Origin of the sequence: Streptomyces sp. NRRL F-2580, from assembly GCF_000720115.1 — a bacterium.
GTDB lineage: Bacteria > Actinomycetota > Actinomycetes > Streptomycetales > Streptomycetaceae > Streptomyces.
In genome coordinates, this window is record NZ_JOIR01000018.1 from 72,660 (window position 1) to 93,114 (window position 20,455).

At 72.8% G+C, this 20,455-nt stretch carries 19 protein-coding genes; 9 read left to right on the plus strand and 10 right to left on the minus strand.

Annotated elements, in window-relative coordinates; all coding sequences use genetic code 11:
- Positions 1-5: 5 nt before the first annotated feature.
- From IF88_RS0121100 to IF88_RS43785, 3 genes are all read right to left on the minus strand, one after another.
- Positions 6-845 carry a phosphatase PAP2 family protein gene (locus IF88_RS0121100; RefSeq protein ID WP_037806507.1) on the minus strand — a complete coding sequence of 280 codons (840 nt, stop codon included), beginning with the start codon at positions 843-845 and terminating at the stop codon, positions 6-8.
- A 95-nt stretch (positions 846-940) separates the two neighbouring features.
- Positions 941-1,894, minus strand: a complete 954-nt coding sequence (locus tag IF88_RS0121105) for a YihY/virulence factor BrkB family protein (RefSeq protein ID WP_030714522.1) — start codon at positions 1,892-1,894, stop codon at positions 941-943.
- A gap of 49 nt (positions 1,895-1,943) precedes the next feature.
- Positions 1,944-3,704, minus strand: coding sequence for a diacylglycerol kinase family protein (locus tag IF88_RS43785; protein ID WP_234323626.1), 1,761 nt, complete (start codon positions 3,702-3,704; stop codon positions 1,944-1,946).
- A 230-nt stretch (positions 3,705-3,934) separates the two neighbouring features.
- Between IF88_RS43785 and IF88_RS0121115 the strand changes: the two genes are divergently transcribed.
- From IF88_RS0121115 to IF88_RS0121135, 5 genes are all read left to right on the plus strand, one after another.
- Complete coding sequence (locus tag IF88_RS0121115) at positions 3,935-5,407, plus strand: aldehyde dehydrogenase family protein (RefSeq protein ID WP_030714525.1); 1,473 nt, start codon at positions 3,935-3,937, stop codon at positions 5,405-5,407.
- A gap of 15 nt (positions 5,408-5,422) precedes the next feature.
- Positions 5,423-7,009: a GMC family oxidoreductase gene (locus IF88_RS0121120; protein ID WP_030714527.1), complete on the plus strand. Its 1,587-nt coding sequence runs from the start codon at positions 5,423-5,425 to the stop codon at positions 7,007-7,009.
- Positions 7,006-8,109 carry a quaternary amine ABC transporter ATP-binding protein gene (locus tag IF88_RS0121125; RefSeq protein WP_051837251.1) on the plus strand — a complete coding sequence of 368 codons (1,104 nt, stop codon included), beginning with the start codon at positions 7,006-7,008 and terminating at the stop codon, positions 8,107-8,109. Before IF88_RS0121120 ends, IF88_RS0121125 begins: the two co-directional genes overlap by 4 nt.
- Before the next feature lie 253 nt (positions 8,110-8,362).
- A complete protein-coding gene (locus IF88_RS0121130; RefSeq protein ID WP_107050590.1) occupies positions 8,363-10,249 on the plus strand; it encodes an ABC transporter permease subunit in 1,887 nt (628 codons plus the stop codon).
- A 1-nt stretch (position 10,250) separates the two neighbouring features.
- A complete protein-coding gene (locus tag IF88_RS0121135; protein ID WP_037806514.1) occupies positions 10,251-11,237 on the plus strand; it encodes an ABC transporter substrate-binding protein in 987 nt (328 codons plus the stop codon).
- A 91-nt stretch (positions 11,238-11,328) separates the two neighbouring features.
- Here IF88_RS0121135 and IF88_RS0121140 read toward each other — a convergent pair whose 3' ends face one another.
- Together IF88_RS0121140 and IF88_RS0121145 are read right to left on the minus strand one after the other, a co-directional pair.
- Positions 11,329-12,321, minus strand: coding sequence for a phosphotransferase family protein (locus tag IF88_RS0121140; protein ID WP_030714535.1), 993 nt, complete (start codon positions 12,319-12,321; stop codon positions 11,329-11,331).
- Between the two features lie 98 nt (positions 12,322-12,419).
- The gene (locus IF88_RS0121145; protein ID WP_030714542.1) at positions 12,420-13,268 is read right to left on the minus strand and encodes a helix-turn-helix transcriptional regulator; all 849 of its coding nucleotides are present in this window, start codon (positions 13,266-13,268) and stop codon (positions 12,420-12,422) included.
- A gap of 138 nt (positions 13,269-13,406) precedes the next feature.
- Between IF88_RS0121145 and IF88_RS0121150 the strand changes: the two genes are divergently transcribed.
- The gene (locus IF88_RS0121150; protein WP_030714545.1) at positions 13,407-14,186 is read left to right on the plus strand and encodes an NAD(P)H-dependent oxidoreductase; all 780 of its coding nucleotides are present in this window, start codon (positions 13,407-13,409) and stop codon (positions 14,184-14,186) included.
- Positions 14,187-14,286: 100 nt separating this feature from the next.
- Here IF88_RS0121150 and IF88_RS0121155 read toward each other — a convergent pair whose 3' ends face one another.
- Positions 14,287-15,120 carry a hypothetical protein gene (locus IF88_RS0121155; protein WP_030714548.1) on the minus strand — a complete coding sequence of 278 codons (834 nt, stop codon included), beginning with the start codon at positions 15,118-15,120 and terminating at the stop codon, positions 14,287-14,289.
- Positions 15,121-15,280: 160 nt separating this feature from the next.
- Here IF88_RS0121155 and IF88_RS0121160 point away from each other — a divergent pair, with 160 nt between their 5' ends.
- Both IF88_RS0121160 and IF88_RS0121165 read left to right on the plus strand, forming a co-directional pair.
- Positions 15,281-15,502 (plus strand): hypothetical protein, encoded by a 222-nt coding sequence (locus IF88_RS0121160; RefSeq protein WP_030714551.1) that lies wholly within the window; start codon positions 15,281-15,283, stop codon positions 15,500-15,502.
- A 168-nt stretch (positions 15,503-15,670) separates the two neighbouring features.
- Entirely contained in the window at positions 15,671-16,213 is a 543-nt protein-coding gene (locus IF88_RS0121165; RefSeq protein WP_030714554.1) for a hypothetical protein, read from the plus strand.
- Between the two features lie 3 nt (positions 16,214-16,216).
- Here IF88_RS0121165 and IF88_RS0121170 read toward each other — a convergent pair whose 3' ends face one another.
- The 3 genes from IF88_RS0121170 to IF88_RS0121180 form a co-directional block, all read right to left on the minus strand.
- Positions 16,217-16,918, minus strand: a complete 702-nt coding sequence (locus IF88_RS0121170) for a hypothetical protein (RefSeq protein WP_158754480.1) — start codon at positions 16,916-16,918, stop codon at positions 16,217-16,219.
- Positions 16,919-17,021: 103 nt separating this feature from the next.
- The gene (locus tag IF88_RS0121175; protein ID WP_030714566.1) at positions 17,022-17,909 is read right to left on the minus strand and encodes an aldo/keto reductase; all 888 of its coding nucleotides are present in this window, start codon (positions 17,907-17,909) and stop codon (positions 17,022-17,024) included.
- 14 nt (positions 17,910-17,923) lie between these two features.
- The gene (locus tag IF88_RS0121180) at positions 17,924-18,862 is read right to left on the minus strand and encodes an NAD-dependent epimerase/dehydratase family protein (protein WP_030714568.1); all 939 of its coding nucleotides are present in this window, start codon (positions 18,860-18,862) and stop codon (positions 17,924-17,926) included.
- A 70-nt stretch (positions 18,863-18,932) separates the two neighbouring features.
- On the opposite strand from IF88_RS0121180, the gene IF88_RS0121185 reads away from it, so the two are divergent.
- On the plus strand, positions 18,933-19,910 hold the full coding sequence (locus IF88_RS0121185; RefSeq protein WP_078893029.1) for a LysR family transcriptional regulator: 978 nt from the start codon (positions 18,933-18,935) through the stop codon (positions 19,908-19,910).
- Between the two features lie 144 nt (positions 19,911-20,054).
- Here the strand turns inward: IF88_RS0121185 and IF88_RS0121190 are convergent, their stop codons facing one another.
- On the minus strand, positions 20,055-20,450 hold the full coding sequence (locus IF88_RS0121190) for a RidA family protein (RefSeq protein ID WP_030714573.1): 396 nt from the start codon (positions 20,448-20,450) through the stop codon (positions 20,055-20,057).
- Positions 20,451-20,455: the final 5 nt, after the last annotated feature.

Genomic DNA, 20,455 nt, shown 5'->3' on the forward strand with positions numbered 1-20,455 from the left:
CGCGGTCAACCGGATCCGGTCCGTCCGTCGTCCGACCCGGGCCGGGCGGGTGTCCCGAGGGCCGGCTCGGGCTCGGTCGCGGAGATCTCGGGCTCCAGCCCCTCCCCGAGGCCGGTCCGGCGGCGCCCGATGTCGGTCCGCCAGGCTTCGAAGACGAGCGTCGTGGCCGTGACCACGACGAGCCCGAGGAGCCAGCCCCCGACGACGTCGCTCACCCAGTGCACGCCCAGCGCCACACGGGTGTAGCCGACGCCGAGCACGCTCGTCACCGCCAGCGCCCAGGGCAGGGGCCGCCAGGCGGGCGGCACCAGCGGGAGCAGGACCAGGAGGAGTACCGCGCAGGACACCATGGCCGTCATGGCGTGCCCGGAGGGGAAGGAGAACCCGGGCGCGTGGGCGACGGGATCGGGCAGGTGCGGGCGCGCCCGTTCCACCGCGTTCTTCGTGAGGAACCCCAGGAGGGCGCCGGCCGTCGCGGTGACGGCGGCCCAGGCCGCCAGGCGCCAGGCTCGGCGCCTCAGGAGCCACACCACCAAGGCGGCCACCAGGAGCCGCATGGTCACCGGGTCCCACACCACGTCCGTGAGGAAGCCCAACACCCGTACCCGCCCCGGGTCTTCGAGGGCGGCACGGTGGAGCCGTTCGGCCGTGTCCCGGTCGAGGCGGTAGAGCGGCGGCCACCGGGACTCGACGAGCACGACGGCGAGTACGAACGGCACGGTCACGGCGGTCGTCGCCGCTACCGTCAGCAGGAGTCTCGTCCCGAAGGCCGCATCGGGCCCGGAGCGTCCGGCCAGGAAGGCGCGGGCCGTGCGACGTCGGGAGCGGGGCGGGCGCTGTGCCATGGGTACGCGGCTTTCGGTCGGGGGCGTTCGGGCGGCGTGGCGGGCGGTGGGCGGTCGGCGGTCGGCGGTGGGCGGTCGGCGGTGGGTGGTGGGCGTCAGACTCCGGGGTCCCGTGAGACGGGTTGCCGTACGCCGGCTCGTACGGCCTCCAGCTGGGCGGCGAAGGAGAGGCCGAGGAACAGGGCCAGGGAGGTCAGGTAGGACCACAGCAACAGCGAGACGAGGGCGCTGAGGGGCCCGTACACGCTGGTGAAGGAGCTGCTGGCGCCGACGTACAGGCTCAGCGCCCAGGTGGCCGTGATCCACAGTCCGAGATAGACGACGGCGCCGAAGGCGAGCCAGGTATAACCCGGCTGGTCGCGGCGCGGTGAAAGGCGGAAGATCGCGCTGGTGGCCAGCACGGCCAGCAGGATCCCGGCCGGCCAACGCAGCACGTCGCAGGCGCGGACGGCGCTCGGCCCGAGGTGGTAGACCTCGGCGAAGGCGTGGGTGAGGTCGGCGCCGAGCACGGTGATGACGAAGCTGAGCCCCAGCGGAAGACCCGCGAGGGCCGCCATGACGAGCCCGCGGCTGTACTTGCGCAGGAAGGGCCGGTCGCGTTCGTTGCCGTAGATGCGGTTGGCGCCGCGCTCGACCTGGCACAGGCTCGTGGTGACGTTGACGAGGGAGAAGAGCAGGCCCAGCCACAGGGCTGCCTGGCCGCCGTCGCCGGCGTGGCGGCGGCTCTCGCGCAGCGCCTCGTCGACCACCTCCCGGCTGGGTCCGCTGGTGATCCGTCCGATCGTCAGCTCGGCCACCCGGCCGAGGCCCTCGGTGTGGAGGACGCTGGACAGGCCGATGGCGGCGATGGCCAGGGGCACGATGGACAGGACGGTCTGCAGGGCGAGCGCGCGGGAGTGGCTGAAGCCGTCCGCGTAGCGAAAGCGTACGAAGGAGTCGCGGACCAGGCTCCAGCCCCCGTATCGGCGCAGGGCCGACCAGGCCTCGTCGGCGGACAGTTCCTCGCCCACCACGTCACGTCTCTGCGGTACTCGGCTCGCGGTTCCCATCGGCTTCCTGACTGTGTGTGGTCCCGGTGCGCGGCGCGCCCGGACGGGTTCAGCGGCGCGGGGTAGGGGACGCGTGCGCGGGGCTGCTCGGGTGGGGGACGCTCGGCGTGCTTCCCGGGGCCCGGGGAAGGAAGATCCGCAGGGTGCCCGGTTCCACCTCGGCGAACAGCCGGGAGCCTTCCGCCATGGTGTCGCCGTCGACCTCGCGGGCCTGCGCGTCGGCGAAGCGGATCTCGATGCGGCGGGCGCTGAAGTACTCCAGGGCCCCTCCGGCCACGGTCCGGCTGCCGGTCGGCGACGCAGGGGTCGACGCGTCCGGCGCGCGGGTGCCCGTGCGGACGAGCCGGCAGGCGAGGTGACCGGCCGCGGCCAGCCAGCCCGCCGCGCCGCGGGGGTCGAACAGCACGAGCTCCAGCCGTCCGCTGTCCGGCCGGGCCCGCGGCAGGAGTTCGAGTCCGCCCTGGAGCGCGCCGACGTTGCCGACGACGACCATCCGCGCCCGACGACGACGGGCCCGGCCCCCGTCCACCCGTACGGACAGGCGCATGCCTGGGTCTCCCAGGTGGCGGGCGGCGGACAGGGCGTAGGCGGCCCAGCCGAGGCGGGACTTGAGGGCGGGCGAGGTGTCGCGGACCGTGGCGGCGTCGAATCCGGCCCCCGTCATCACGGTGAACCGCGTCGACGGGAGGCCGTCGCCCCACACCCGCCCCACGTCGATCGGGAAGACGTCGCCGGTGAGGGCCGTTTCGAGGGCGGCGAGCGGATCCAGGGGCAGGTCCAGGTTGCGGGCGAGGAGGTTGCCCGTCCCGCAGGGCACGAGTGCCAGCGGTGTGCCGGTGCCGGCCACCACGTCGGCGCAGGCGCGGACCGTGCCGTCCCCGCCGCAGACGACGACCAGGCCGACTGAGGGGTCGGCGCACTCCTCGGGCAGGGTCCCGCAGGGTCGTTCGACGGAGGTGGCGGTCCACCGTTGGTCGTCGTACCCGTGGCGGTGGAGGAACAGGCGTACCCGCTCGGCCAGTTCGTCGCCGCAACCGTGGGGGTGGCGGACCACGACGGCCCGCTGACCGGAACGCCCCGCGGTGGTCCGCTCGGCGGGCCGGTGAGCGGGCTCGTGGGCGACTTCCGTGTCGCGGGTGCCCTCGGTGTCGCGGGTGCGGCCGGAGAGGAACGCCGATCCCATGACGAGCAGCGTGGCGATGCCGTTGACCAGACCGCCCGCCACGTCGGAGGGGTGGTGCATGCCCCGGTACATCCGGGACAGTCCTACCGCCGACGGGACCAGCACCAGGACCACCGCCGCGACGTACCGCCACGGGCCGCGGACGCGGGTCCACACCAGGGCGGCCAGCCCGCCGTACAGGGCCACGGAGGCGCCGACGTGGCCGGACGGGAAGCTCGACGTGGGCGGCGCGCCGTCCAGCCGGGGCACGTCGGGGCGCGGGCGTTCCACACACATCGTCACGAAGAGGAAGACGGCCGACTGTACGGCGACCGACCCGCCCAGAAAGACCGCGTCGGCCCTGTGCGGGGTGCGGGGCAGCACGAGCAGGGCGATGACGCAGAGCAGCGTCACACCGACGATGCCCTCCGTGGAGGCCACGACGGACAGCCACTGCGACAGGGAGTCGGCCCACGGGGTCCGGTGCGCGGCGAACGCGTCCGTGACCCGGTCCTCCGGCGACACCAGCCGGAGGCCCGCCGGTACGGCCGTTACGAACAGACCCAGCGCCACCATCACGGCGGCCTGGGCCGGTACGAGCCAAAAGGGCCGCGAGGGTCTCGCGTCCGTGCCGCTTCGTGTCGTCATGGCAGCCGTGTTGCCCGAGACGGCCCGATGATGCGCCTGACACCCACCGGATGTCTGAAATGTCTATATATCTCCTCATCTCCCTTCGGTGTGACGGGGAGTGACTCCCGTCACTTCCAGTGACGTATGGGACATGGCCTCCGAAGGCCTGGGCAAGTGCGCCCGAGCAGCACCACCGCGGGTAGGCCGCGGTGCCGGAATCGGAGGTACAGCGCGTCGTGTCCGAGCAGATGACCATCCACATCGCCGGGACCTGGCGTTCCGCGGTCTCAGGAGCCACCCGAGAGGTCCTCGACCCGGCGGACGCCACGGTCCTCGCCGTCGTCGCCGAGGGCGGCGTCGCCGACACCGACGCGGCCGTCAGTGCCGCCCGCGCCGCCTTCGACGGCGGGGAGTGGCCCCAGACCCCTGTCCAGGAGCGGGCCGCACTGCTGCGCCGCACCGCCGACCTGCTCCACCGCGACCGCGAGATCCTCGGGCTGCTGGAGAGCCGTGACGCGGGCAAGACCCTGGAAGAGGGCCGCGTCGACGTGGACTGCGTCGCCGACGCCTTCCGCTACTTCGCCGACCTCGTCGTCGGCGAGGGCGCCGGCCGCGTGGTCGACGCCGGCACCCCCGACGTCCACAGCGTCGTCGTCCACGAGCCCGTCGGGGTCTGCGCCCTGATCACCCCGTGGAACTACCCGCTCCTCCAGGCCTCCTGGAAGATCGCCCCGGCCCTCGCCGCGGGCAACACCTTCGTGCTCAAGCCCAGCGAGATCACCCCGCTGTCCACGGTGGCCCTCATCGGCCTGCTGGCGGAGGCCGGCCTGCCGGCCGGTGTCGCCAACCTCGTCACCGGACCCGGCGACTCCGTCGGCGCGCGCCTCGCCGCCCACCCCGACGTCGACCTCGTCTCCTTCACCGGCGGTCTCACCAGCGGTACGAAGGTGATGCGCGCCGCCGCCGACTCCGTCAAGAAGGTCGCCCTCGAACTCGGCGGCAAGAACCCCAACGTCGTCTTCGCCGACGCCTGCGCCACCGAGGAAGGCTTCGACACCGCCGTCGACCAAGCACTCAACGCCGCCTTCATGCACAGCGGCCAGGTCTGCTCCGCCGGCTCCCGGCTCATCGTCGAGGAGAGCGTCGCCGAACGCTTCGTCGCCGAACTCGCCCGCCGCGCCGACCGGATCCGCCTCGGCCGCGGCACCGACCCGGACGTGGAGTGCGGACCGCTCGTGTCCGCCGCCCAGCGCGAACGCACCGAGGGGTACGTGGCCTCCGCCCTCGCCGAGGGAGCCGTGCTCCGCTCCGGCGGCCGACGGCCCGACGGGCCCGGCTACTTCTACCGGCCGACCGTGCTGGACGGCTGCCACCGCGGGATGCGCGTCGTGCGGGAGGAGGTCTTCGGGCCGGTCCTGACCGTCGAGACCTTCCGTACCGAGGCCGAGGCCGTCGAGCTCGCCAACGACACCGAGTACGGCCTCGCCGGCGCGGTGTGGACCTCCGACCCGGGCCGCGGCCGCCGCGTGGCGGGCCGGCTGCGCCACGGCACCGTCTGGATCAACGACTTCCACCCGTACCTCCCGCAGGCGGAGTGGGGCGGCTTCGGCAAGTCAGGCATCGGGCGCGAACTCGGCCCGTCGGGCCTGGCGGAGTACCGCGAGACCAAGCACGTGTACCAGAACCTCGCCCCGCGCCCCGTGCGCTGGTTCGCGGGCTGAAGGAGGAGCACAGCCATGACCACCCCCACGCACACCCCCGCGCAGGAGCAGCAGGAGCAGCAGGAGCAGCAGGAGCGGCAGGAGTACGACTACGTCGTCGTCGGCGGCGGCACCGCCGGCTCCGTGATCGCCTCCCGCCTCACCGAGGACCCGGACGTCACCGTCGCCGTCATCGAGGGCGGCCCCAGCGACGTCGACCGCCCCGACGTGCTCACCCTGCGCCGCTGGATGGGCCTGCTCGGCGGCGAGCTCGACTACGACTACCCCACCACCGAGCAGCCCCGCGGCAACTCGCACATCCGCCACAGCCGCGCCCGCGTCCTCGGCGGCTGCTCCTCGCACAACACCCTGATCGCCTTCAAGCCGCTCCCGTCCGACTGGGACGAGTGGGAGCAGGCGGGGGCCGAGGGCTGGGACGCGGCCGCCATGGACCCGTACTTCGACAGGCTCCTCAACAACATCGTCCCGGTGGCCGAGAAGGACCGCAACGCCATCGCGCGGGACTTCGTCGACTCCGCGCAGAGCGCCCTGGGCGTCCCGCGCGTCGAGGGCTTCAACCGCAAGCCCTTCCACGAGGGCGCCGGCTTCTTCGACCTCGCCTACCACCCCGAGGACAACAAGCGCTCTTCGGCGTCGGTGGCCTACCTCCACCCCGTCATGGACGAACGCCCCAACCTCCGGATCCTCCTGGAGACCTGGGCCTACCGCCTGGAACTCGACGGCCTCCGTGCGCGCGGGGTCCACGTACGCTCCTCGGACGGTACGGAGTCCCTGGTCACCGCACGCCGCGAGGTCCTGGTGTGCGCCGGCGCCGTGGACACCCCGCGGCTGCTGCTGCACTCCGGCATCGGCCCGCGCGCGGACCTGGAGGCCCTCGGCATCCCGCCGGTGCACGACCTGCCCGGGGTCGGGGAGAACCTGCTCGACCACCCCGAGTCGGTGATCGTCTGGGAGACCGACGGCCCGATACCGGAGAACTCCGCGATGGACAGCGACGCGGGCCTGTTCGTCCGGCGCGACCCCGAATCCGCGGGGCCCGACCTGATGTTCCACTTCTACCAGGTCCCCTTCACCGACAACCCCGAGCGCATCGGCTACGAACGCCCCGCGCACGGCGTGTCGATGACCCCCAACATCCCCAAGCCCCGCAGCCGCGGCCGCCTCTACCTGACCAGCGCGGACCCCGAGGTCAAACCGGCCCTGGACTTCCGCTACTTCACGGACGAGGACGACTACGACGGCCGCACCCTCGTGGACGGCATCAAGCTCGCCCGGAAGATCGCCGCGACCGAGCCGCTCGCCGGCTGGCTGGGGCGCGAGGTGTGCCCCGGCCCGGAGATCACCGGCGACGAGGAGCTGAGCGCCTACGCCCGCTCCGTCGCGCACACCGTCTACCACCCGGCCGGCACCTGCCGGATGGGCGCCCCCGACGACCCCGGGGCCGTCGTCGGCCCGGACCTGAAGATCCGCGGCCTCGAAGGCATCCGCATCGCGGACGCCTCCGTCTTCCCGACGATGCCCGCGGTCAACCCGATGATCGGAGTGCTCATGGTCGGCGAAAAGGCTGCCGAACTGCTCGCCCGGGACGGTGGTACCCGATGACCACCATCCCCACCGTGCCCGTCTCCGCCCCCGCCACCGACCCCGTCGGCTCGCCCGTCTTCTCCGTGGACGGCCTCTGGAAGGTCTTCGGCCCCGACAAGGCCGCCGCGAAGGTCCCCGGCTCCGCCGACGCCGACCTGTCCGCCGGCGAACTGCGCGAGCGCACCGGCTGCACAGCGGCCGTCCGCGACGTCAGCTTCGACGTCCGCAGGGGCGAGGTCTTCGTCGTGATGGGCCTGTCCGGCTCCGGCAAGTCCACCCTCGTGCGCTGCCTCACCCGGCTCATCGAGCCCACCGCCGGAAGCCTGGCCATCGACGGCGAGGACGTCCTGGCCATGGACGCCACCCGGCTGCGCGCCCTGCGCCGCCACCGCGCCGCCATGGTCTTCCAGCACTTCGGCCTGCTCCCGCACCGCACCGTCCTCGACAACGTCGCGTACGGACTGGAGATTCAGGGCGTCGGACGCGGCGACCGCCGGCACAAGGCCGCCGAGCTCGTCGCCAAGGTCGGCCTCGAAGGACTGGAGGACCGGCGCCCCGGCCAGCTCTCGGGCGGCCAGCAGCAGCGCGTCGGCCTCGCCCGCGCCCTTGCCGCCGACCCCGAAGTGCTCCTGTTCGACGAGCCGTTCAGCGCACTCGACCCCCTCATCCGGCGTGAGATGCAGGAGGAGGTCGCCCGGCTCCACCACGAAGAGGGCCGCACCATGGTCTTCATCACCCACGACCTCGCCGAGGCCCTGCGCCTGGGCGACCGGATCGCGCTGATGCGCGACGGCCGCATCGTCCAGCTCGGCACCCCCGAGGAGATCGTCGGCTCGCCCGCCGACGACTACGTACGGGACTTCGTCCGCGACGTCCCGCGCGAACAGGTGCTCACCGTCCGCACGGCGATGCGCCCCCCCACCTCCGGCGAGGCCGAACAGGGACCCGCGCTGGGCCCCGCCACCACCGTGTCCGAGGCCATCCACGCCGTCGCCCTCAGCGGCGGTCCGGCCCGCGTGGTCGACCGCGGCCGCTGCCTCGGCGTCGTCGACGACGCGGGGCTCCTCGCCGTCGTGGCCGGACTCCCGGCCACGACCGGACCGGGGTGGGCGGCATGACCGGCCCGGCCCGTCCCGCGACCCCCGTCCCCGATGCCCGGAGGTGGTGCGCATGACCGCGACCCCGACCCACACACCGGGCCGCACCCCGGCCCGCACCCGGCCCGGCACCCGCGCCGCCGCCCCTTCGAAAGCCCCGCTGTCCTTCGAACGGACCGCCGGCGCGCGTCCCTCCCGTACCGCGTCCGCTCCACAGGACCGCCCCCGCAGAGCCCTGCCCGGCCTCGCCGGGCGCCGCGGACTCCTCCTCCCCATGGGCATCGCCGCCGCACTGCTGATCCCGCTCGCCGTCGTCTTCCCGGGCGCCGGCAGCTGGCCCGCGGCCCTGGCCGTCGACCTGTCCGGCCCGCTCGGCCGCGCCGGCGACTGGATCATCGACCACCGCGACAACCACTGGCTGTTCCTCTACTTCTTCGGCCACGTCAGCAACGGCGTCGTCGTGTCCGTCCGCGCCGTGTACGTGGTCCTCCTCGCCGCCGGATGGACCGGGGTCACCGCCCTGGCCGCCCTGGTCGCCTGGCGCCTCGCCGGCGTCCGGCTCGCCCTGACCTGCGCCGCCGCCTTCGCCGCCTGCGGACTGCTCGGCATGTGGGTGCCGACCATGCAGACCCTCGCCCTGATGGCCGTCGCCGTCGCCGCCTCCGTCGTACTCGGCGCCCTGCTGGGCCTCGCCGCGGGACTCTCCCCGCGCGCCGACCGCGTCCTGCGCCCCGTACTCGACACCATGCAGATCCTGCCGGCCTTCGCGTACCTGCTGCCGATGGTGCTGGTCTTCGGCATCGGCGTGCCCGCCGCCGTCCTCGCCACCGTCGTCTACGCCGCCCCGCCGATGGCCCGCCTCACCGCCCTCGGCCTGCGCGAGGCCGACGCGGGCGTCCTGGAAGCCGCCGCCTCGCTCGGCGCCACCGGCCGCCAACGGCTGCTGACCGCTCGCCTTCCCCTCGCGCGCCGACCGATCCTGCTCGGCGTCAACCAGGCCATCATGACGGGCCTGTCCATGGCCGTCATCGCCTCCGTGATCGGCGCGGGCGGCCTCGGCGACCGCGTCTACCAGGCCCTCGCCTCCGTGGACGTCGGCGCGGCCCTCGCCGCCGGCATCCCGATCGTGCTGCTCGCCGTGGTGCTGGACCGCACCGCCGACGCCGCCGGCCGCCGCATCGGCGCCGACCCCGTACCCGCCCGCGAACAGCACCTGCTGCGCCGGGTCTTCTCCGGCTGGTACGGGCGCCTGCTCACCCTCCTCGCCGCCGTGGCCGCCGCGGTCGCCGGCCGCATCGCCGGCAGCTCCCTGTGGCCCGAGTCCTGGACCGTCTCCCTCGCCGACCCCGTGAACTCGGCCGTCGCCTGGATGACCGACCACCTCTACTCCGGCGTACCCGTCGTCGGCGGCACCGCCGACTGGGCCGCCCGCTTCACCGGCTGGATCCTCGACCCGCTGCGCAGCGGCCTCCAGGCCGCCCCCTGGTGGCTGCTCCTGCTCGTGGCCTGCGCACTCGCCCTGCTCGCGGGCACCTGGCGCACCGCACTCACCGCCGTCCTCGCCCTGGGCGCCGTCGGAGTGCTCGGCGTGTGGGAGGCCTCCCTGGACACGCTCTCCCAGGTCCTCGCCGCCGTCGCGGTCACGCTCGTCCTGGGCTTCGCGATCGCCGTGGGCGCCGCCCGCAGCGCCCGCGCCGAGCGGCTGCTGCGGCCCGTCCTCGACATCTGCCAGACCCTGCCGCAGTTCGTCTACCTCATCCCCGTGGTCGCGCTGTTCGGCGTCGGCCGCGCACCGGCCGCCGCGGCCGCCGTGGTGTACGCGCTGCCGGCCGTCGTCCGGATCACCGTCCAGGGCCTGCGCGAGGTGGACCCGACCGTCGTGGAATCCGCCCGCTCCCTCGGCGCGACCCGCTCCCAGCTGCTACGGCAGGTCCAACTGCCTCTGGCCCGGCCCGCGTTGCTGCTCGCCGTCAACCAGGCGGTGGTCCTGGTCCTCGCCGTCGTCATCATCGGCGGCCTGGTCGGCGGCGGCGCGCTCGGCTACGACGTCGTCCTCGGCCTCGCCCAGGGCGACCTCGCCACCGGCCTGGTGGCCGGCGCCGCGATCGTCTGCCTCGGCCTGCTCCTCGACCGCGTCACCCAGCCCGCGAAGGAGGCCTGACATGCGCGACGCACACCCCCTGCGCCCCCTGAGCCGCCGGCGCGGCGCGGCCGTCCTCGCCGCCGTGACCGGACTCGCCGTCCTCACCGGCTGCGGGGCCGCCGACATGACCCGTCAGTCCTCCCCGTACGCCGCCGCACAGGGCGCGAAGACCGTCACCCTCTCCGTCCAGTCGTGGGTCGGCGCCCAGGCGAACACCGCCGTCGCCTCCTACCTCCTCGAACACGAGCTGGGCTACCGGGTGGACACCGTCCAGGTCGACGAGGTCCCCGCCTGGGACGCCCTCAGCCAGGGCCGCGTCGACGCGATCCTGGAGGACTGGGGCCACCCCGAACAGGAGAAGCGGTACGTCGAGGGCAAGAAGACCATCACCCCCGGCGGGGATCTCGGAGTGACGGGCCACATCGGCTGGTTCGTCCCCACGTACTTCGCCGAGGCCCACCCCGACGTCACCGACTGGAAGAACCTCGACAAGTACGCCGACCAGCTGCGCACCCCCGAGAGCCGCGGCAAGGGCCAGCTGATGGACGGCTCCCCGTCCTACGTCACGAACGACAAGGCGCTGGTGAAGAACCTGGGCCTGGACTTCGAAGTGGTCTTCGCCGGCTCGGAGGCCGCCCAGATCACCCAGATCAAGCAGTTCGCGAAGGAGCACAAGCCCTTCCTGACGTACTGGTACGAGCCGCAGTGGCTCTTCGAGCGCGTCCCGATGACCGAGGTGAAGCTCCCCGAGTACACCGAGGGCTGCGCGGACGATCCGCAGAAGGTGGCGTGCGCCTACCCGCAGACACCGCTCCAGAAGTACCTGAACACGCGCTTCGCGGAGTCGGGCGGCAAGGCGGCCGCCTTCCTGAAGAAGTTCCACTGGTCCAAGGAGCAGCAGAACGAGGTGTCCCTGATGATCGCCGAGGAGAAGCTGTCGCCGCAGCAGGCGGCGAAGAAGTGGGTGGAGAACCACGAGGACGTGTGGAAGCCCTGGGTGGAGTGAGCCCGCTCAGGCGTGACCACGCCCAGGGGTGACCACCCCCGGGAGTGACCACTTCCGCCCCCGCCCCTCCTGAGAGGGGCGGGGGCTCCGTTCAGGCGTAACGGCTGAAGAGGGACTCGATGTATCCCTCCAGCCGCTGGGTCAGCACACCGGCCGTCAGATCGACACGGCCCAGCTCGCGCCAGGGGCCGGCGACCTTCTCCGCGTCCGGGGCGAAGCCCAACGCGTCCAGCAGGCGCCAGTAGAGATGGGCGGCGCCGTCCTGCGCCAGGGTTCCGCCCGCGGCGACGTAGCGATCCGCGAAGCGCATGCCCGCGGGAACCCCGTGCAGCAGGGCGAGGGCGGTCGAGCAATGGGCCACGTCCAGGTCCGCCGGCCCCCAGGACGTCTCCACCCAGTCGACGACACCACTGACCCGAAGGTCAGTGCCGGTGCCCGTGAAGAGGACGTTGCCGGGGTGGAAGTCCCGGTGCAGGAAACACCCCTGATGGGCCGGGGGCTCCTGGCGGATGACGTCGACAGCCCGCCGCCAGAGCTCGGTACGCCCGGGGGCGGTGGGCGCGGGCAGGGTCACTCGCTCGGGAGAGGCCCAGGCCTGGTAGGCGCGCGGCCGCTGCCGCGCGGTCACCGGCAGCCGGTGGATGCGTACCAACTGCCGGGCCAGCAGTTCGGCGCGGTCGTCGGCGCCCTGATCGCCCAGGCGCACGGTCCCCGGCAGCAGGGACATCAACAGGGAGGGGTGATCGCAGTGCTGCGCCGTCGCATCCACCCCCGCCAGCGTGGCCGCCGGCACGTCCGTGCCGTCGAGCAGGCGCAGGACGTTCGCCTCACGGGTGAGCAGACCCTCCGCATGGCGAAGGTAGAAGGGCTTCACGAAGGAACGCAGGACGAGCGAGCGCCGACCGTCCGGACCGCGGAGGTCCAGACGGCGCATCTCGGAGGTCCAGCCGCCGCGCAGCCGTACGGCCCCTTCGATGTGCTCCGCCTCGGGCAGCCCCTTCTCCACCCAGGCGCGGGTCGCGCCCCAGCCCTGACCGTCCCGTTCCGCGCCGAAGTCCTCGGTCGCCCCCGCACCCGAACCCATGGCGCCAGACTAACCGTCACGAGCGGCGAACCAGCGCCGGAGTGCCGAAGATCCACGGCTGCTTGACCGCCGGGCCGGGGAGGCCTTCCGCGGTCGAGCTACTCGCGGACCTGAGCGTTCACCGAGGGTTGCGCGTCGCCGCTGTCCGTTCCCAGGCCGGCGAGCAGGCGCAGCCCGTCCTCGGCGGGGCTGCCGGGGGCCGCGGACAGCACCACCAGCTCCATGCCCGGCGCGTCCGGCAGTGCGAAGTTCTCCTGGTGCAGCTCCAGCACCCCGATCAGCGGGTGCCGGAACGCCTTGCGGCCGTGTCCGCGGGCGCGCACGTCCGCACGGGCCCAGAGGCGGCGGAAGCGTTCGCTGCCCATGGCCAGTTCGCCGATGAGCGAGGCCAGGCGGGGGTCGTCGGGGTACTGGCCGGCGGCCAGGCGCAGGTGCCCGACCACGTCGAGGGTGCACCTCTCCCAGTCCGCGTAGAGGCCTCGCTCGGCCTCCTCGAGGAAGAGGTGCCGGGCGGTGTTGAGCCCTGGCATCGGCCGGCCGAAGAGGAGTCCCGCCAGACGGTTCCCGGCGAGCACGTCCAGGCGGTGGTCCATGATCAGCGCGGGTGCGTCGGCGACCAGGTGGAGGACGCGCAGCACCTCCGGCCGGAGCTTCCCGCCCGGCGCCTTCGCGGGGCGGCGGCGGTGCCGGGCGAGCCGGTACAGGTGGCCGCGTTCGGTCGCGTCGAGGCCGAGGACGCGGGCGAGCGCGTCGAGGACCTGCTCGGAGGGCTGGGTCGCGCGGCCCTGTTCCAGGCGTACGTAGTAGTCGACGCTGACTCCGGACAGGTGCGCGACCTCCTCGCGGCGCAGCCCTTCGACCCGACGGCGGCTGTCGGCGGGTATGCCGACGGACGCGGGGTCGACCCGGGAGCGCCGGGTCCGCAGGTAACCCGCAAGATCGTCCATGCCCCCAGTATGACCTCGGCGCCGCCCGCGAGGGTGGCCCTGCCGGTACCAGGAAGTCCGGTCCGATGGAAGGGGCGCCCCTGAACAGCGGGCGCCCCGGCGGCCAGGATCGAGGGCATCCGATCCCAAGGAGTTCCCGTGAAGACGCTGATCGTCCACGCCCATCCGGAGCCGCAGTCGCTCAACAGCTCGCTGAAGGACCTGGCGGTGGCCACGCTGGAGGCCGCCGGGCACGAGGTGCGGGTGAGCGACCTGTACGCGATGAACTGGAAGGCGGTCGTGGACGCCGCCGACTACGGCCCCCGGGCATCGAGCCCGTTGAGGGTCGCCCGGGACTCGGGCCGGGCCTTCGAGGCCGGGACGCTCACCGCGGACGTCCGCGCCGAGCAGGAGAAGTTGCTGTGGGCCGACACGATCATCTTCCAGTTCCCGATGTGGTGGTACTCGATGCCCGCGATCCTCAAGGGCTGGGTGGACCGGGTGTTCACCTACCGGTTCGCGTACGGCGTCGGCGAGCACAGCGACACCAAGTACGGCGAGCGCTTCGGCGAAGGCACCCTCGCGGGCAAGCGGGCCCTGCTGTCGGTGACCGTCGGCGGCCCGGAGGCGCACTACGCCGCTCGCGGGATCAACGGCCCCATCGACGACCTGTTGTTCCCGATCCACCACGGCATCCTCTACTACCCGGGCGTCGAGTCGCTGCCGCCGTTCGTCCTGTACGGCACCGACCGGATGACCGACGAGGACTACGCGGACGTCGCCAAGGCCTGGGAACAGCGCCTGCTCACCCTGGAGTCGACCGAGCCGATCCCCTTCCGGCGGCAGAACTTCGGTGACTACGAGATCCCCTCGCTGCACCTCAAGGAAGGCCTGGAGCCCACGGGCCGCACGGGCTTCGGGCTCCACGTGCGCGGCTGACCGGCGGGACACGCCTCCTCGGAGGAGCCAGAGGAGGAGCCCGAGGAGGAGCCGGAGGAGGAGCCCGGGGCCGTGGCGGCGGAAGTGGCGGCGGCGGCGGTCAGCCGATCGGCTGCCGGGACTCGGCACGCACCTTGAGGGTGATCTCGGCGATCTTGGCGAGGTCGACCGCCCCGGGCTGCTGCCGTGCGATCTCCGGGGTGAAGATGCCGACCGAGGCACCGGTGTTCTCATCCGCCCAGGCGCACATCGGCAGGGTGCTCTTGACGCTGCCCTTCTTCATGGTCAGCACCTCGCACGACACGGTGATGCCGGAACCGGCGGGAGTGATGTCCCGGGCGGGGACGGCCAGAGAGGCCCCTTCGGCGTCCTCCGCGCCGGCCAGCATCTTCTTGCGGGCGCCCTCGGGGTCCTTGAACCGGCCGTACATCCCGGAGATGACCAGGGCGCTCCCCGGGTCCGGAGAATCCGAGGAGTACTGGGCGACGACCGGCTTCGGATCGCGTATCCGGGCGTCGTGGCTGCCCTTGAGCGCCTGCTCGCCCCCGGTGTCCGACAGGTCCTGGACCAGCGCGTACTTGCCGTCCAGCACCGTCTTGGGAACGGTGAGCCGGTACTTCGCCTCGGGGAACCCGCCTCCGCCCGCCGCGACGGACACGACTGCCACGACGGAGCCGAACACCACCACCGAGCCCACGACGATCCCGATCACCATGCCCGTGCGGTTCCTGCGCGGCGGACCCGACGGGGGCTGACCCCAGGCACCTTGACCGGGGTACGGCTGCGGCGGGTAGGCCTGCCCCGGATACGGCTGCTGCCCCGGGTACGGCTGCTGGTGCGGGTGGGGCGAAGGCTGCGGGGCGTGGTACTGCGCACCGTACGGCTGCGGGGACCCGTACGGGCCCGGGGGTTGCTGGGGCGGTGGCATGGTCATGCCCGAACGCTACTTCAGGGGGCGCGCGGGAGCCGACCGACTTCCTCCGGCCCCTCCTGGGCCGCCGGGCCCGGCACCACGTCGAGGTCGGTGGGGCCGGCCGAATTCCCTTCGCCCCGGCGTCGCCCCGGCGTCGCCTCGCGGGCACAATCACTACCCGGTGAACCTTCCCCCGCTGCTGGCCGCCGTCGCGCGCGGCGACGACCGTACGGTGTTCGACCTCCTGGACGATGGGCCGGACGAGGAACTCACCGGTGACGACGGCGTCGCTCTCCTGGCCGCCGCCGCGTATGCCGAACGTGACGAGGTCGTCTGGCGACTCGTCGAGCCGGGCGTCGACGTGACCCGTCCCTGGGCCGGTGGCGTCGACCCGGTGACGTAGGCGGCCCGCCGGGGCGCGTACCCGGTCCTGCTGGCCCTGTTGATCCGCAGCGGTGACCCGCTGGTCGCCGACAGCCAACACCGTCGTGCGCTGCGCGCGGCACAAGCCGGGATCGCGTCCGAGGCCGCGGCGGAGGAGCCGGGGCCACCTCCCGCACACTGGGCGATCGTGAGCCACCTGGAGGCCGTACTCGGCGTCCACCGCTCCCCGGACGAGCTGATGGCGCGGGCTCTGGTACACGCCCGCCCGGATCACGACGACTGGTGCGAGCCGCTCCTCCAGCTGGGTTACCGCGCCGACCAGGAGGTGTTCACGTGGGCGCGCGACGTCGCGAGCGACGGATCCTCGCGTGACCGCAGGCGTTTCGGGCTCGATGCGCTGAACTTCATCGGCTTCGGACTCGACTCGCCGTACGACCCGGACGTGCACCGGAAGGACGATGAGCAGCTGCCATTCACGCGTGAGGCGACCGAGTTCCTCCGGCCGTTGCTGGACACCGAGCAGGATCCCCACGCCCTGCGCAGCGTCATCGCCGGCTTCACCTCCTACTGCTCGGCGGAGGAGGCCCTGGCCGTCTTGGTCCATGCCGGCCACGCCGCCCCGGGCGTCCGCCGCTGCGTCGCCTCACCACTCACCAACAACCGCGACCTGACCCACCGTCGTCTCCGCGGACCGCAGGCCTCAGAGACGTCCCATCGTCACATCACCTGAGTTTCAGGAGGCTGCGGCGGCCTTCTGGATGCGGGAAACGAAGATCTGGGCCAGGTTGTGGGAGGTGGTCGGGCTCAGGTCGCTGCCGCCGCCTTCCAGCCTTACCTCGGCGATGACCGTGCCCAGACACATGGTGAGGTTGAGGCCGTCCAAGCCACCTGCGTTGCGGTAGTACGCGTGGCTGCTCCCGACGCCGGGAACGGGAGACACATCCGCCTTGGTGTATTTGGCCGACGAGTCCTTCTCCTTGAGGCATGCGGCCTCGGCGGCCTTCTGGTCGGTGAAGGCGGTGATGGTGAAGGCGGCGGTTTCCCCGAACTCCTCGAAGGACGCCAAGCCGTTCGCGATGGCGGCGCACTCCCAATCCGGGTCCGGTCCGCAATCGGCTGCGGACTTGGGCTGGTCCACGATGTGTGCCCGGCCGGTCTTCGGGGTCCAGCCCCTCATCGACCCCGGGTCGGGGAGCGCCGCCTGGATGCTCTTCTCGGTGTTGAACAGGGCGCCGAAGCCCCCCGTACCACCCTTCGGCTTCTCCGTGCCCGTACCCGTACCCGTACCCGCGCCGTTCGTACCTGCTGCCGACTTGTCGGCGGTCGGCGGCTTCTCCGCGGTGGCATCGGAGCCGCCCCCTCCGCAGCCGGCGGCGAAGGCCGCCAGTACCACCAGGGCTGCCGCCTTCGAACCAATGCCGGACCTCAAACGCATGTCCCGTTCCCCCGAGTTCATCGGACCAGCCCACCTGACTGTCGCCCCGTCAGATGATCCTGGCAGCCGGCCCGATGATGATCAAGCGCGATGCTGGCCCACCTCAGCCCGGCAGTGCCGTGTGCTCGAGCCGCGCCAGCTCCTCCGTGCTCAGCGTGAGCTCCACCGCCCCGGCCGAGTCGGTGATGGAGGTCGGGCGGCTGGCGCCCGGTACCGGGATCACCGCGGGGGAGCGGGCGAGCAGCCACGCCAGCGCGACCTGCTGCGGGCTGACGCCGCGCTCGGCCGCGACGCGGTGGAAGGCGGTGCCGACGGAGGTGGGGCCGGACGGGCCGTCGAGGGAGCTGCGGGCGATGCCACCGAGCGGACTCCAGGGCAGAAAGGCCAGACCCAGCCGCGTACTCAGGCGCAGCTCGGGCTCACTGTCGCGGACGGCGGGCGAGTACTGGTTCTGTACGGAGACGAGGCCGTCGCCGAGGATCTGGTGCGCCTGGCGGATCTGGGCGGTCGTGACGTTGGAGATCCCCGCAGCGCGGATCGTGCCGGCGTCGAGCAACTCACGCAGCGCACCGACGGACTCCGCCCACGGCACGGCCGGGTCCGGCTTGTGCAGCTGGTACAGGCCGATCGCGTCGACGCCCAGGCGCTTCGCGGAGGCCTGGGCGGCCCGCTTCAGGTGGGCGGGCGTGGCGGTGACGGTCCAGCTGCCGTCGCCGGGGCGGCCGCGGCCGCCCTTGGTGGCCACCAGGACGTCGGAGGTGTCGCCGCCGTAGCGGGCCAGGGCGCGGGCGATCAGCAGCTCGTTGTGGCCCGCCTCACCGGCGTGCCAGTGGTAGCTGTCGGCGGTGTCGATGAGGGTGACACCGGCGTCGAGGGCGGCGTGGACGGTGGCGATGGCCCGCGCCTCGTCCGGACGGTGCTCGATGGACAGCGGCATGGCACCCAGGCCGATGGCGCTGACGGCGGTGCGGGCGATGGTGCGGTACTGCATGGTTTCTCAGCTCCTCAGGTGGTGGGTGACGGCTCGGCGCTGAGGGCCTCGGCGACGGCGCCGGGCAGCCAGTCGGCGGTGTGGGAGAAGGAGAATCCCAGCCCCTTCGCGCGGGCGTTGCTCATGGCGTAGTGGCGGTCGAAGGAGAACGGCGAAGCCTCCTCGCCCGCCCCGACCGCCCGGTAGACGGGCTCCCGGCCCGCCTGCGCGGCGATGACGGCGCCGAGGTCGCGTACGTCGAGCGGACCGTCGGAACAAGCGTTGACCGGACCGGTGAAGTCGGCCGTGGCCGCCCACCGCAGCAGCTCCGCCAGCTCCTCGTAGTGGATGAAGACCGTGGGCAGCGCCTTCGCGTGCACCGTGACCTCTTCGCCCCTGCTGATGCGCCCGACGTAGTGCGCCAGCCGGCCGGTGAACTCCCGCGCGCCGCCGCCGAGTACATGGGCGCTGCGCACACTGGCGAACACGAAGCCGCCGGCGCGGGCGAGGACGGCCTCCGCCTGGCGCTTGCCCTCGGCGTAGCGCGCCCGCAGGTACGCGTCGTCGTGCCAGGGAAGGTCCGTGACCGCCAGCCAGCCGGCCGGGTCCACGTTCTCCTCCGGCACCGGCGTGCCCGGCGGCACCGCCGGCAGCGCGGCGGTCGCGGGGTCGTAGACCTCGATCGTGGAGGTCATGACGTAGCGCCGGGTGCGGCCGGCGAAGGCACGGGCGGCGATGTCGGCCTGCACGGGGGTGTAGCAGACCTGGTCCACCACGACGTCGAAGGTACGGGAGCCGAGCGCGGCCGTCAGGGCGGTCTCGTCGTTCCTGTCGACAACGAGGTGCTCGACACCGGCGGGTGGCGGGGTGGAGCCGCGGTTGATCACCGTGACCCGGTGGCCCGCATCCTGCAGGCGCTTCACCAGGAGCTTTCCGAAGTACCGGCTTCCGCCGATGACGCAGATCCTTTGCATGCCCCCATCCTGGAGACCTATCGTCGCCAGCAGAAGTCACGACCTACTGGATTCGTATTAAGGAAAACTGTTGATCGATGTGCAACGGCTCCGCGTCCTGCGGGCAGTGGCGGAGCACGGCAGCTTCAACCAGGCGGCCACGGCCCTCCGCCTCACTCCCTCGGCAGTCTCGCAGCACGTGGCCGCCCTGGAGCGCAGCCTCGGCGCCCAGGTCGTCGCCCGCAGCACCCGTGGCGTCACCCTGACGCAGGCCGGCCAGATCATGGTCGGTGCCGCGGAATCCGTCGCCGCAGAGCTCGAACACGCACGACAGCAGGTCGCCCGGCTCAGCACCGGCCGTACCCAACTCACCGTCGCCACCTTCACCAGCGGCGGCCGGCTCCTGCTGCCCGCCGCCCTCCCCCGGCTCATGGCAAGCCATCCCCACACGGTCCTCCACATCAGGGAGGGCGAACCCGAGGACACCCTGCCGCTCGTCCGCCAAGGCGCCGTGGACCTCGCCCTCGCCTACCACTTCGACGGCCCGCTCCCCGTCGGTCCGGGCCCCAGTGCCGGCCTCCAGTGGACGCCGCTCCTGGAAGACCCCCTCCACGTCGTCCTGCCCCAAGGGCATCAACTCGCCCACCGCGACACGCTCGACCTCGCCGAGCTGGCGGCCGAACCCTGGGTGCTCGGCTGCCTGAAGACCGAGGCCTACCTGCGCCGCTACGCCGAGCGCGCCGGCTTCGCCCCGGACGTCCGCGGCACCACCACCGACTACTTCTTCGCCCGCTCGCTCGTCGCCGCGGGCCTGGGGATCTCCCTGATCCCCTCCATCGCGCTCGCCCCCGAGATCCCGGGCCTGCGCACCGTCCCGATCACGTCGCCGGGGCCGATCCGGCACATCGGCGTCGCCGCGATCAGGCGCAGCGACCGACCCCACGTCACGGCGCTCGTCCACGCCCTGCGCGAGCAGGCGTCGCAGCACACAAGGGGACTTGACCCGGTCCTCCTGGAGGCAACCGCCGACCTCACCCTCGACAAACTCACGGTGGGCCCCCACGCCTGACCCACCCCACGGACCCGCATCGACCCACGACGCGGGCGCAGCCCCGGCAGGGGTCCCACTGCGCACAGGTGATCACCCACCTGGCCGCCCCGCTCCTCGTGCCGGTCGGGAACCGGCACGAGGAGCAGGGGCGGCGCGGTCGCATTACGCGACGGCGGTCCCTTCAAGCTCGACCATCTGGCCGGGGATCGCCAATCGCGTCACCCCGAGCATCGTGGAGGTCGGCGCCACCCCGGCGGCACCCAGCCGCCCCGCGAGCACGCCGTAGTGCTGGAAGAGCACATCGACGTCGGTCGTGTAGACGTTCAGCCGTACGAGGTTCGCGAGGGACATGCCGGCCGCGCCGAGCACGGCCTCCAGGTTGTCGACGCTCAGCGCCAACTGCGCGGCCATGTCGCCGTCGTGCTGGGGCTTGCCGTCGGCGCTCATCGCCGTCTGCCCCGAGACGTACAAGGTCCGGGTGTGCCCGGAGAGGAGCTCACCCTGGTTGAATCCCAGCTCCTGCGACCACGTCACCGGGTTGACCGCTGTTCGCTCCACTGCCA

Coding starts and splice junctions, on each gene's coding strand:
- IF88_RS0121100 (WP_037806507.1), bottom strand. CDS start 845: ATGGCACAGCGCCCGCCCCGCTCCCGACGTCGCACGGCCCGCGCCTTC.
- IF88_RS0121105 (WP_030714522.1), bottom strand. CDS start 1,894: ATGGGAACCGCGAGCCGAGTACCGCAGAGACGTGACGTGGTGGGCGAG.
- IF88_RS43785 (WP_234323626.1), bottom strand. CDS start 3,704: ATGACGACACGAAGCGGCACGGACGCGAGACCCTCGCGGCCCTTTTGG.
- IF88_RS0121115 (WP_030714525.1), top strand. CDS start 3,935: ATGACCATCCACATCGCCGGGACCTGGCGTTCCGCGGTCTCAGGAGCC.
- IF88_RS0121120 (WP_030714527.1), top strand. CDS start 5,423: ATGACCACCCCCACGCACACCCCCGCGCAGGAGCAGCAGGAGCAGCAG.
- IF88_RS0121125 (WP_051837251.1), top strand. CDS start 7,006: ATGACCACCATCCCCACCGTGCCCGTCTCCGCCCCCGCCACCGACCCC.
- IF88_RS0121130 (WP_107050590.1), top strand. CDS start 8,363: ATGGGCATCGCCGCCGCACTGCTGATCCCGCTCGCCGTCGTCTTCCCG.
- IF88_RS0121135 (WP_037806514.1), top strand. CDS start 10,251: ATGCGCGACGCACACCCCCTGCGCCCCCTGAGCCGCCGGCGCGGCGCG.
- IF88_RS0121140 (WP_030714535.1), bottom strand. CDS start 12,321: ATGGGTTCGGGTGCGGGGGCGACCGAGGACTTCGGCGCGGAACGGGAC.
- IF88_RS0121145 (WP_030714542.1), bottom strand. CDS start 13,268: ATGGACGATCTTGCGGGTTACCTGCGGACCCGGCGCTCCCGGGTCGAC.
- IF88_RS0121155 (WP_030714548.1), bottom strand. CDS start 15,120: ATGACCATGCCACCGCCCCAGCAACCCCCGGGCCCGTACGGGTCCCCG.
- IF88_RS0121170 (WP_158754480.1), bottom strand. CDS start 16,918: ATGCGTTTGAGGTCCGGCATTGGTTCGAAGGCGGCAGCCCTGGTGGTA.
- IF88_RS0121175 (WP_030714566.1), bottom strand. CDS start 17,909: ATGCAGTACCGCACCATCGCCCGCACCGCCGTCAGCGCCATCGGCCTG.
- IF88_RS0121180 (WP_030714568.1), bottom strand. CDS start 18,862: ATGCAAAGGATCTGCGTCATCGGCGGAAGCCGGTACTTCGGAAAGCTC.